Below are 11,307 nucleotides of genomic sequence, written 5' to 3'. Positions count from 1 at the left end.
CCCAAGGGATAGCGCCGGTGCTTGTCTTGCCGGCATGACGCTTATGGATCAGCTAAGGCGGCCTGTCGACCAACCGGATCTCAATAAGGACAAGAAGGAGATACCCGCTTGCGAAAGCGAGGCGTCGCTCATGCGGTCCTCAAACGTTGTCCGTGCGCCAACGACGCGGTGTAACGCCGGTGGCGCGCATGAATGTTCTCGTGAAGTGGCTCTGGTCGGCGAAGCCGCATGCATCCGAGATCATTTGCAGCGGCATGGACGACGTGCGCATGTACATCATTGCTTGCTCGATGCGCTGATTGATCAGCCAGCGATGGGGCGGCAACCCGGTGGTCTGGTGAAAGGCTTTGACGAAATGGCCGCGAGACAGGCCGCATGCTTTCGCCACATCGGCGATCGAGATGTTCCCGGTAAGGTGTTCGAGAAGAAGGCCTTTCGCCATTCGCTCCTGCCACGCAGTGAGTTTGCAGGTCGACTTCTCCCGGCGTTCGCTGACGCCGCCATACAGGCGCGCGACATGCGCCTGGAAGGCGAGCGCGACATGGTCGATAAAAAGCTGAGACGCATGCTCGGGCCGCGCTAAAGCGGGGAGCAGAGCCTGGCCCAGCCGATGGATGATCGGATCCGTCGCACTCAAATGCGGCGGCAAGTACAGCTGTGGTCGCTGCCTGCCACCGATTTCATCGACCGTCTCCTCCAGCGTTCGGCGAGGGAGGTGAAAATGGATGCAGTCGAACGCCCCCTTCAGGTCGGAAACCCATCTGCGATCGAGGTCATGAATCGTGACGGTCCCTGCGTCATAGGGGACGAAACGGGCAACACGTCCGTCAAGCCACAATTCCTGTTCGCCGAACGCGCGCAATTGCAACACGATGAGATCGGCGTCTTCGAGTTCATATGGCGCAGTTCGGCCAATATTTCTACGAGATGTCTTCAGTCGGCTGATGCCGACCTGGGAATGCGGCAACGTCTGCGTAACCACGCTTTGCCTGAGGTCGGCCGGCATGAAATCAGATGACGCGTTGTCTGAATGTGCGGCGGCCATGGATACGTGGGAAACGTAGAGAACCTGGGCGCGAAGTGTACCAAAGCGAAATCCGGCCGGGAGTCAGTCGTGTTCGGCACATCGGCCTCTGAATGGCCGCGGTGCATCGCAAAGGCCGGAGACCGTCGGCCCGATGCGGCGATTCGAGCTCGCCCCGGGCAAGCATTGAAAATGCAGGCTTGACTCGGCGCACGGGCAGACGTGCGCCGAGCCCGGCCTGCAATATCAGGACGTGTGCGCCGACATCAGATCGAGCGCCACCGCCTGCGCGACTTCGATACCGTCGATCGCTGCCGAATAGATGCCGCCCGCATACCCGGCGCCTTCGCCGGCCGGATACAGCCCTTCGACGTTCACGCTCTGGTAATCGTCCTTGCGCCGGATCCGGATCGGGGACGACGTGCGCGTCTCCACGCCGGTGAGCACCGCGTCGTGCATCGCGAAGCCGGCGATCTTCTTGTCGATCTGCGGCAGCGCTTCACGAATGGCTTCGATCACGTAGTCGGGCAGCGCGGTGCTGAGATCGGTCGGGCGCACGCCCGGTTTGTACGACGGCACCACGGAGCCGAGCGACGTCGACGGCCGGCCCGCGATGAAATCGCCGACCAGCTGGCCCGGCGCGCTGTAATCGCCGCCACCGAGCTCGAACGCGCGTTCTTCCCATTTGCGCTGGAACGCGATGCCCGCAAGCGGTCCGCCCGGATAGTCTTCCGGCGTGATGCCGACGACGATGCCCGCATTCGCGTTGCGCTCGGCGCGGGAATACTGACTCATGCCGTTGGTGACCACGCGGCCCGGCTCGGAGGTCGCCGCGACCACCGTGCCGCCGGGGCACATGCAGAAGCTGTAGACCGCGCGTCCGTTGCTGCAGTGATGGACGACCTTGTAGTCGGCCGCGCCGAGTTGCTTGTGACCCGCGAACTTGCCGAAGCGGCTGCGATCGATCAGCCCCTGCGGATGTTCGATCCGGAAACCCAGCGAGAACGGCTTCGCTTCGACGTACACGCCGCGGTCGTGCAGCATCTGGAACGTGTCTCGCGCGCTGTGGCCCACGGCCAGCACCACGTGATCGCACCGGAGCGTTTCGCCGTTCGACAGCGTCAGCGAGCGCACCTTGCCCTGGTCGATTTCGATGTCCTCGACCCGGGTTTCGAAGCGCACTTCACCACCCAGTTCGTGGATGGTCGCGCGCATCTTTTCCACCATGCTGACGAGGCGGAACGTGCCGATGTGCGGCCGGCTCAGGTACAGGATGTCTTCCGGCGCGCCGGCCTTGACGAATTCGTCGAGCACCTTGCGGCCGTAGTGGTGGGGATCCTTGATCTGGCTGTAAAGCTTGCCGTCGGAAAACGTCCCGGCCCCGCCTTCGCCAAACTGCACGTTGGACTCGGGATTGAGGACGCTCTTGCGCCACAGGCCGAAGGTGTCCTTGGTGCGCTCGCGCACGGCCTTGCCGCGCTCGAGGATGATGGGGCGGAAACCCATCTGCGCGAGGATCAGGCCGGCAAACAGGCCGCACGGCCCCATGCCGATGACGACCGGGCGCAGGAAGTTGGCGTGCTCGGGCGCCTTCGTCACGAAGTGGTACGCCATGTCGGGTGTCACGCCGCAATGCGGCGTGCCGGCGAGTCGCGGAAGCACGGCCGCTTCGTCCTTGACTTCGACGTCGACGATATACGTGAGCTTGATGTCCGCGCGCTTGCGCGCATCGTGCGCACGGCGGAACACCGTGTAGCGGAGGAGCCCGTCTGCCGGCACGCCAAGCTCCGCGAGGCGCGCACGGATCGCGGCCTCGAGGGCGCTCTCGGGGTGGTCGAGCGGGAGTTTAAGTTCGCTTAGCCGTAACATGAGTATTCGGATACGGTCGCCACGAAGTCGTGGCGGTGTTGAGACAGGCGGGGGCGGCGTGCTGGCGGCAGCGGTGCTGCGTCAGCCGCGCCGCGCGGGCGCGGCCCGGATTTACTCCGCTGCCGGATGCATGCGGCTGTAGCGGTTCAGGATCGGGATCATCTGCGCGTAGATCTTCGGGTTCGCCGCGACGATCTCATGACGATGCAGGAAATCGGCGTCGCCCGTGTAGTTGCCGACGAGGCCGCCGGCTTCGGTGATCAGCAGGCTGCCCGCCGCCATGTCCCACACGTTGATGCCCTGCTCGAAGAACGCATCGAGACGGCCGGCCGCGACGTTCGCGAGGTCGAGCGCGGCCGCGCCCGGACGGCGCAGCCCCGTGCAGGCCTGCGTCATTTCGGTGAACAGGCGCGCATATGCGTCGAGGCCGTCCTTCTCGCGGAACGGGAAGCCGGTGCCGACCAGCGCGTCCGCCAGGCGGTCGCGACGGCCGACGCGGATGCGGCGGTCGTTCAGGTACGCGCCGCGGCCGCGGGTAGCCGTGAACAGGTCGTTCTTGTTCGGATCGTAGATGACGGCCTGCGTGACGACGCCCTTGTGCTCGAGCGCGATCGACACGCAGTAGTACGGGAAGCCGTGGATGAAGTTGGTCGTGCCGTCGAGCGGATCGATGATCCACTTGAATTCGGATTCGTTCTCGGATTCGCCCGATTCCTCCGCGAGGATCGCGTGGTCGGGGTAGGCGGTCTTCAGCGTCTCGATGATCGCCTCTTCGGCGGCCTTGTCCACTTCGGTGACGAAGTCATTCTGTTGCTTCTTGCGGATCTCGATCAGGTCGAGGTCGAGGGAGGCACGGTTGATGATCTGTCCGGCGCGGCGCGCAGCCTTGACAGCGATGTTGAGCATGGGATGCATGAGCCTGGATCCTGTAGCCGGCGGCACGGGCCGCCACGAAGTGGAACACACCGCCCGGAACGGCGCAAACGGGCCGGGCGAGATGAGACGCGAATTGACAAAGAGCAGGGTACGACCCGCGTCGCACGGGATGCGACACGTAAACGCATGATTTTACCCGATTTTCGAGAGTTTCAGGTGGCCGGAATGCGGGGAAACCCCACTGGCCGTCCGGACGAGTGGGTTTGCCGGGGCGATGGCGATACCATACTGCCATTCTGATGAACCGAGTCGTATGTAGTGGAAACCCCGCAGAACCCCGCCGCGCCGTCCGAATCGGGCGCGGCCTCGCCCCTGCCGCCGTCCGGCGGCTTCACGTCCACCCGTTTCGTGCTCGTCGAGCCGAGCCATCCCGGCAATGTCGGGGCGGCCGCCCGCGCGCTGAAGACGATGGGTTTCTCCCGGCTCGTCCTGGTTGCGCCGCGCGTGCCGCATGTGCAGAGCGACCCCGAAGCGATCGCGATGGCGAGCGGCGCGGATGACGTCCTCGCGTCCGCGCATGTCGTGCCCACGCTTGGCGACGCATTGTCCGGCGTCCACTGGTCGATCGCGCTGACTGCCCGCACGCGCGAATACGGGCCGCCGCGCCTTGCGCCGCGCGCGGCCGCCGAACAGGCGTGCACGCAGGTCGGCACCGGCGACGTCGCGTTCGTGTTCGGCAACGAGCGCACGGGTCTCGCGAACGAGCACGTCGAACAGTGCAGCGCGCTCGCGCACATCCCGGCGAATCCGGCTTACAGTTCGCTGAACCTCGCGCAGGCCGTGCAGGTGCTCGCGTATGAACTGCGCGTTGCGCTCCTGGAGCGGGGGAGCGAGCCGTCGCACCAGGCGCCGGCGGAAGCTGGCACGCTCGCGCAGAGCGACGAGATCGAGCGGATGTACGCGCACCTCGAGAACGCGCTGATCGCGCTCGATTTTCTCGATCCGCGCAATCCGAAGAAGCTGATGCCGCGGCTGCGGCGCCTGTTCGCACGCACCGGTCTCGAGCGCGAGGAAGTCAACATCCTGCGCGGCATCGCGAAGCACATCCTGCTGAAATCCGGCACGCCCGAGGGCGACGCGTAAGCGGCCCGGCACACCGGCGGCGGCGTTCCCGCCGCGAACGCCGCATTGCATCGGCCGCTCGATGTCGGTGCGCTCGTTCGCGCCGATCCGCCGGATGGCCTCGCCGGCAAACTGCGACGGGCGTTCCGCACGAATACCCGTGCCGCCGGCGGGGTGAACGCGCGACGCCGAGCGGCCGCGCGCGAGTGGCCCTACAATCGGCGGACGTCATAAGCAAATTACCCGGTGCGATAACGGCCGGCCATTGCCGGCGGGGCACGCCGGCCTTTTTCCCAGCCCAGATCAGATCATGTTCACTAGACTGCGCGAAGACGTTGCGACGATTCGCGAGCGGGATCCCGCCGCTCGCAGTGCCTGGGAAGTGCTGACCTGTTACCCGGGGCTGCACGCGCTCGTGCTGCATCGCTTCGCGCATGCATGCTGGCGCGCGAAACGCTACTGGCTCGCACGCTTCGTGTCGCAGGCCGGGCGCTTCCTTACGGGTATCGAGATTCACCCGGGCGCAACGGTCGGCCGGCGCGTGTTCATCGATCACGGGATGGGTGTCGTGATCGGCGAAACCGCGATCGTCGGTGACGACTGCACGATCTATCAGGGCGTGACGCTCGGCGGCACGTCGCTCACGCGCGGCGCGAAGCGCCATCCGACGCTCGAGGCCGGCGTGATCGTCGGCGCGGGCGCGAAGGTGCTCGGCGGTTTCACGGTCGGCGCGGGCGCGAAGATCGGTTCGAACGCGGTCGTCGTGAAGCCGGTACCGGCAGGTGGCACCGCGGTCGGCAATCCGGCGCGCATCGTGATGCCGGCGCAATCGAAGCCGCAGCCCGAGCGCGCCGCGTTCTGCGCGTATGGGATCACGCCGAACGCGGACGACCCGATGTCACTCGCGATTCACGGCCTGATCGACCACGCGGCGAAGGAAAGCCGGCGTGTGGACGAGATCGTCGCGGCGCTCGAGCAACTCGGCACGCATCTGGAAACGCTGCAGGGCGCGGACGCGGCGCGTCTCGACCTGCGCAGGCTGTCGGCGGTGCTGGAAGGCAAGGCGCTCGAGCGCCAGTCGTAACGCGGTGCATGCCGGCGGCCGCCGGCAGTGCCGATCGCGTCAGTCGAGCGGCATCGCGTGGATGCCTTCGGCGTCGACGCGCAGATAGCCGCCGCGCGGCTTGCCGTGGTCGAGATCCCAGTCCGGCAGTACCCAGCGAATCCCACCCGGTTCGGCGTGACTTGCGGGGCGATGTGTGTGGCCGTGAATGATCACGCTCGCACGGCTCTTCCGGAACAGCGCGGCGATGCCTTCACGCGTGACGTCGTAGCGCGGCGAAGCGGGGCGTATCCGGCCCGCTTCGCCGTTCGAGCGCATCCGTTGCGCGAGCGCGCGGCGCCAGCGGAACGGCCACGCGAGAAACAGCGCTTGCGCGACGCCATTGCGGGCAAACCGCCGAAATATCTGGTAGCCGCGATCGGCCGTGCATTGCGCGTCGCCGTGCGCGAGCACGATGCGTTGGCCGAATGACGTGATCAGCGCCGGGTCCGGCAGCAGCATCGCGCCGGCCGCCTTCATGAAGCGCCGGCCGAGCAGGAAATCGCGATTGCCGTGCATCACGTAGAGCGCGATCCCGCGTTCCGAGAACGTATGCATCAGCGCGGCCATGCGCGCCGCGAACGGATCGTGGTCGAGCACGTCGTCGCCGATCCAGTATTCGAACAGGTCGCCGAGGATGAACACCGAGTCGGCGCTGTCGGCCGTGTATTTCACGAAATGCTCGAACGCGGCGACCGTCTTCGGAATCGCCTCGCTCAAGTGCAGATCGGAGAGAAACAGGAACGGGCGTGCGGCTTGCGCGTATTCGCGCTCGCCAGGCACGCCCGCGGAGACGCTTCGCGGCGGACTCTCCTGCAACATCGAAGTGCCTCCGTAACGGACTATGCGTCAGACCACCACGGCCTTTTCGATCACGACGTCGTCGGTCGGGACGTCCTGGTGGAAGCCCGCGTTGCCCGTCTTGACGCCCTTGATCTTGTCGACCACGTCCTGGCCTTCGACGACCTTGCCGAACACGGCGTAACCCCAGCCCTGAGGCGTCGGCGACGAGTGGTTCAGGAAGTCGTTGTCGTTCACGTTGATGAAGAACTGGGCGGTCGCCGAGTGCGGATCGTTCGTGCGCGCCATCGCGATCGTGTAGTTGTCGTTCTTCAGGCCGTTGTTCGCTTCGTTGTCGATCGGCGCGTCGGTCGGCTTTTGCTTCAGGCCCGGCTCGAAGCCGCCGCCTTGAATCATGAAGCCGTTGATCACGCGGTGGAACACCGTGCCGTCATAGTGACCCTTCTTCACATAGTTGAGGAAGTTCTCGACCGTCTTCGGTGCCTTGGCGGCGTCCAGCTCGAGCTTGATCACGCCGTGGTTCGTGTGCAGTTCAACCATGATGAATTCCTTCGGTAAGGCGGTTTAAATGGCACGCGGCCGGTCGTGCGACGCGGCCGCGTGTGGCGCCGGACGTGCCGGCAGGTGCTTATTTCGAGACGATGCTGGCCGACTCGATCAGGACCGGCTGGGCCGGTACGTCCTGCATCGGGCCGCGCGAGGTCGTCGCCACGCCTTCGATCTTCTTCACGACGTCGAGGCCCGACACGACCTTGCCGAACACCGCATAGCCGTTGCCGTCCGGGTTCGGGTAGTCGAGGCCGCTGTTGTCGACCGTGTTGATGAAGAACTGCGCGGTGGCCGAATTCGGATCGCTGGTACGCGCCATCGCAATCGTGCCCGTCAGGTTCTTCAGACCATTGCGGCTTTCCAGCGGGATCGGCGCGCGGGTCGGCTTCTCCTCGAAGTTGGTCTTGTAGCCGCCGCCCTGGATCATGAAGCCCTTGATCACGCGATGGAAGATCGTGCCGTTGTACTGGCCGGCCTTCACGTAGTCGAGGAAGTTGGCGACCGTCTTCGGCGCCTTCTCCGGATAGAGCTCGACGCGGATGTCGCCCTGCGAGGTCTTCAGCTGCACGACGGGGTGCGCGGTGGCCGATTGCGCGAACGCGGGCGCGGTCGCGAGAAGGGCGGCGCCGCCAAGCGCCAGCAACAGACGTTTCATTGCGATCCTCAGATTGGGAGGGAAGGAAGGTTGCGCCGCTTACTGCGACGGCGCGACGTACGGCGCTGTCAGCGCACCGGACGGACCATTGAACTGGAACGTCGGCGACATCGGCAGCGTGGTGGTGCTCACGTTCGCGGCGGCGCGATCGGTGTACGCGCGCGTGGCGGGCGTGACGGCGCGCGCGTTCGCTGCCGCCTTCGGCGGCGACACGATCTTCTGCAGATCGGCGAGGCGTTGCGCAGTCGCGCCGCTCGTGCGGCCGAGCGATTGCGCGCGCTTGTACGATTCGGCCGCGAGGCGCAGATAAAGGTCGCCGAGGTTCTCGTACGCGAGCGAGTAGCTCGGGTTCGATTGCGTCGCGGTGACGAGTGCGCTGCGCGCTTCGTCGTAGCGGCCGTGCTTCGCGTAGAGCGCGGCGAGGTTGTTGTACGGTTCGGGCAGTTCGGGGTAGGCCTGCGTGATCGCGACGAACTGCTGGATCGCGTCGTCGTCGCGGTTCAGGCGGGCGAGCACGGTGCCGCGCTTGAACTGCGCCTGCACGTCGTGCGGGTTCGACGCGATGCGCGCGTCGAGCTGCGCGAGCGCCTGTTTCCACTGCTTGCCGGCGATCGACGCGTCGACTTCGGGGGTGCCGTCGGCGACCGCCGGGGCCTTCTGCGCATGCGCCGCGGGAGCCGCGAAAAGCGTCAGCGCGACGCTCATGACGGTGGTCGCAACGAGGGTCGCAGCGCTCGGCGCGCGGCCGCGATGAGGTTTCATAGGCGTAAATCGGAATGTTATACTCCGAGCCATTCTAACAAAACGTCTGCGCGTTCCGGCGAGCGGCAGACAGTCTTTCTTAGCCTCTCGTGGCCGTCACCGCTGTGCTTGCAGCCTGACCGCCCCATGTGAATCGAGGACGCGCGGCCTGGCGCCGCGGCAGATGGTCCGTCCGTTTCGCATGCTGGGCGAGCTTCGCCAGGGCGGTTTCCTTCGGCTCACGGTTCATCTCTATGGAATCACTGCGCATCTACAACACGCTCGCGCGTGACAAGCAAGTTTTCGTGCCGCGCCAGCCCGGCGAAGTGCGGATGTACGTATGCGGAATCACCGTCTACGACTATTGTCACGTGGGCCACGCGCGCATGCTGGTCGTGTTCGACCTCGTCCAGCGCTGGCTGCGTGCGATCGGCTATCGGGTCACGTACGTGCGCAACATCACCGACATCGAGGACAAGATCATCCGCCGCGCGGTCGAGAACGGCGAGACGATCAAGTCGCTGACCGACCGGTTCATCAACGCGATGCACGAGGATGAAGCCGCGCTCGGCATCCAGCGGCCCGACGTCGAGCCGCGCGCGACGCAGTTCATCCCGCAGATGCTCGGCATGATCGAGGCGCTCGAGGCGAATGGCTACGCGTACCAGGCGACCGACGGCGACGTCAACTACTCGGTGCGCAAGTTCGCGAACTACGGGAAGCTGTCGGGCAAGTCGCTCGACGACCTCCGCGCGGGCGAACGCGTCGCCGCGAACGACGCGAAGCAGGATCCGCTCGATTTCGTGCTGTGGAAGCGCGCGAAGGACGACGAGCCGGAGGGCGCTTCGTGGGCGTCGAAGTACGGGATGGGCCGCCCGGGCTGGCACATCGAGTGCTCGGCGATGGGTTGCTCGCTGCTCGGCAACCATTTCGACATCCACGGCGGCGGGCAGGATCTGCAATTCCCGCACCACGAGAACGAAATCGCGCAGAGCGAAGGCGCGACCGGCGAGACGTTCGTCAACTACTGGATGCACAACGGCTTCGTGCAGGTCGACAACGAGAAGATGTCGAAGTCGCTCGGCAACTTCTTCACGATCCGCGAAGTGCTCGAGCGCTACGACGCCGAGGTCATGCGCTTCTTCATCGTGCGCACGCACTACCGGTCGCCGCTCAACTACAGCGACGTGCATCTCGACGATGCGCGCGCGTCGCTCACGCGCCTGTATACGGCGCTGAAGGATGTCGAGCCGGACGCGCTCGTGCTCGACTGGAACGAGCCGCATGCGCAGCGTTTCGCGGCCGCGATGAATGACGACATCAACACGCCGGTCGCGGTGGCGACGCTGTTCGAGCTGGCGGGCGAAGTCAACCGCACGCGCGATGCCTCGCTCGCGCGGCAACTGAAACAACTGGCGGGCCTGCTGGGCCTGCTGGGCCGCGAACCGCGCGTGTTCCTGCAGCAGGGCACGGGTGCCGCACAGGCAGGCGGGGTCGCAGCCGACGAAATCGAAGCGAAGATCGCCGCGCGTGTCGCGGCGAAGCAAGCGAAGGACTATGCCGAAGCGGACCGGATTCGGGCGGAACTGCTCGACGCCGGTATCGCACTTGAAGACAAACCGGGCGGATCGACCGAATGGCGTCGCGTATGAGCGCCGTGCGTTCCACTGACCGATCCGTCAGGTAGGAGGCAAGATGGCAACGGCCAGAAAAGCGCCGGTCAGGCGCGCGACTCCGCTCGCCGCGCGTCCGGCGGCCAAGCGCGCGCCAGCGGCGAAGGCGGACGCGACGCGCGCCGTGCCGAACGGCGCGCTCAACGGTCATGCGAGGTCAGCGCGCGGGAAGGGCGCGGATGCGGCGCAGCCGGAGGTCGCGATGGCGGCCGCCGACGCGGCCCGCAAGGTGCGTTCAGCCGATGCGGCAGTCGACGGCGCCGATGGTGCCGTGCGTCCCGCATACTGGGACAAGGCGTGCGCCGATCTCGTCAAGCGCGACCGCATCCTGAAGAAGCTGATCCCGAAATTCGGCCCCGCACATCTCGTGAAGCGCGGCGACCCGTTCGTCACGCTCGCGCGTTCGGTCGTCGGCCAACAGATCTCGGTGCCGTCCGCTCAGGCGCTGTGGGCGCGCATCGAGGATGCGTGTCCGAAACTCGCACCGCAGCCGGTCATCCGGCTCGGCGCGGACAAGCTGATCGCGTGCGGATTGTCGAAGCGCAAGACGGAATATATTCTCGATCTCGCGCAACACTTCGTGTCCGGCGCGCTGCACGTCGACAAATGGACGTCGATGGACGACGAGGACGTGATCGACGAACTCACGCAGATCCGCGGCATCAGTCGCTGGACGGCCGAGATGTTCCTGATCTTCAACCTGTCGCGGCCGGACGTGCTGCCGCTCGACGATCCTGGCCTGATCCGTGCGATCAGCGTCAATTACTTCAGCGGGGAGCCCGTCACGCGCAGCGAGGCGCGTGAAGTGGCCGCCAACTGGGAGCCGTGGCGTACCGTCGCGACCTGGTACATGTGGCGCAGTCTCGACACGCCGGACGCCGGCGCCGATTGACGG

11 protein-coding genes are annotated in these 11,307 nt (G+C 65.9%); 4 read left to right on the top strand and 7 right to left on the bottom strand.

Annotated features, from left to right (window positions below; translation table 11 throughout):
• Window positions 1-139: 139 nt before the first annotated feature.
• The 3 genes from WS75_RS04420 to WS75_RS04410 form a co-directional block, all read right to left on the bottom strand.
• On the bottom strand, window positions 140-1,045 hold the full coding sequence (locus tag WS75_RS04420) for a helix-turn-helix transcriptional regulator (RefSeq protein ID WP_059679341.1): 906 nt from the start codon (window positions 1,043-1,045) through the stop codon (window positions 140-142).
• 225 nt (window positions 1,046-1,270) lie between these two features.
• Window positions 1,271-2,893, bottom strand: a complete 1,623-nt coding sequence (locus WS75_RS04415) for an NAD(P)/FAD-dependent oxidoreductase (RefSeq protein ID WP_059679340.1) — start codon at window positions 2,891-2,893, stop codon at window positions 1,271-1,273.
• A gap of 111 nt (window positions 2,894-3,004) precedes the next feature.
• Window positions 3,005-3,808 (bottom strand): inositol monophosphatase family protein, encoded by an 804-nt coding sequence (locus WS75_RS04410; RefSeq protein WP_059679339.1) that lies wholly within the window; start codon window positions 3,806-3,808, stop codon window positions 3,005-3,007.
• Between the two features lie 279 nt (window positions 3,809-4,087).
• On the opposite strand from WS75_RS04410, the gene WS75_RS04405 reads away from it, so the two are divergent.
• Both WS75_RS04405 and cysE read left to right on the top strand, forming a co-directional pair.
• On the top strand, window positions 4,088-4,912 hold the full coding sequence (locus tag WS75_RS04405) for an RNA methyltransferase (RefSeq protein ID WP_059679338.1): 825 nt from the start codon (window positions 4,088-4,090) through the stop codon (window positions 4,910-4,912).
• A 289-nt stretch (window positions 4,913-5,201) separates the two neighbouring features.
• Window positions 5,202-5,975, top strand: a complete 774-nt coding sequence (cysE, locus tag WS75_RS04400; RefSeq protein ID WP_059679337.1) for a serine O-acetyltransferase — start codon at window positions 5,202-5,204, stop codon at window positions 5,973-5,975.
• A gap of 39 nt (window positions 5,976-6,014) precedes the next feature.
• On the opposite strand, the gene WS75_RS04395 is transcribed toward cysE, so the two are convergent.
• From WS75_RS04395 to WS75_RS04380, 4 genes are all read right to left on the bottom strand, one after another.
• Window positions 6,015-6,815: a UDP-2,3-diacylglucosamine diphosphatase gene (locus tag WS75_RS04395; RefSeq protein WP_059679336.1), complete on the bottom strand. Its 801-nt coding sequence runs from the start codon at window positions 6,813-6,815 to the stop codon at window positions 6,015-6,017.
• A 27-nt stretch (window positions 6,816-6,842) separates the two neighbouring features.
• A complete protein-coding gene (locus WS75_RS04390; RefSeq protein ID WP_006483987.1) occupies window positions 6,843-7,334 on the bottom strand; it encodes a peptidylprolyl isomerase in 492 nt (163 codons plus the stop codon).
• Window positions 7,335-7,422: 88 nt separating this feature from the next.
• Window positions 7,423-7,998, bottom strand: coding sequence for a peptidylprolyl isomerase (locus WS75_RS04385; protein ID WP_012364186.1), 576 nt, complete (start codon window positions 7,996-7,998; stop codon window positions 7,423-7,425).
• 39 nt (window positions 7,999-8,037) lie between these two features.
• A complete protein-coding gene (locus WS75_RS04380; protein ID WP_059679335.1) occupies window positions 8,038-8,760 on the bottom strand; it encodes a tetratricopeptide repeat protein in 723 nt (240 codons plus the stop codon).
• Between the two features lie 233 nt (window positions 8,761-8,993).
• Here WS75_RS04380 and cysS point away from each other — a divergent pair, with 233 nt between their 5' ends.
• Window positions 8,994-10,391, top strand: coding sequence for a cysteine--tRNA ligase (cysS, locus tag WS75_RS04375; RefSeq protein WP_059679334.1), 1,398 nt, complete (start codon window positions 8,994-8,996; stop codon window positions 10,389-10,391).
• Between the two features lie 43 nt (window positions 10,392-10,434).
• Window positions 10,435-11,304: a DNA-3-methyladenine glycosylase family protein gene (locus WS75_RS04370; protein WP_059679333.1), complete on the top strand. Its 870-nt coding sequence runs from the start codon at window positions 10,435-10,437 to the stop codon at window positions 11,302-11,304.
• Window positions 11,305-11,307 lie beyond the last annotated feature (3 nt).

Origin of the sequence: Burkholderia sp. FL-7-2-10-S1-D7 (assembly GCF_001524185.1) — a bacterium.
In the GTDB taxonomy this organism is placed as follows: domain Bacteria; phylum Pseudomonadota; class Gammaproteobacteria; order Burkholderiales; family Burkholderiaceae; genus Burkholderia; species Burkholderia diffusa.
Note: the sequence above shows the minus strand (reverse complement) of the source record. Positions and strands in the feature narration are given on the sequence as shown.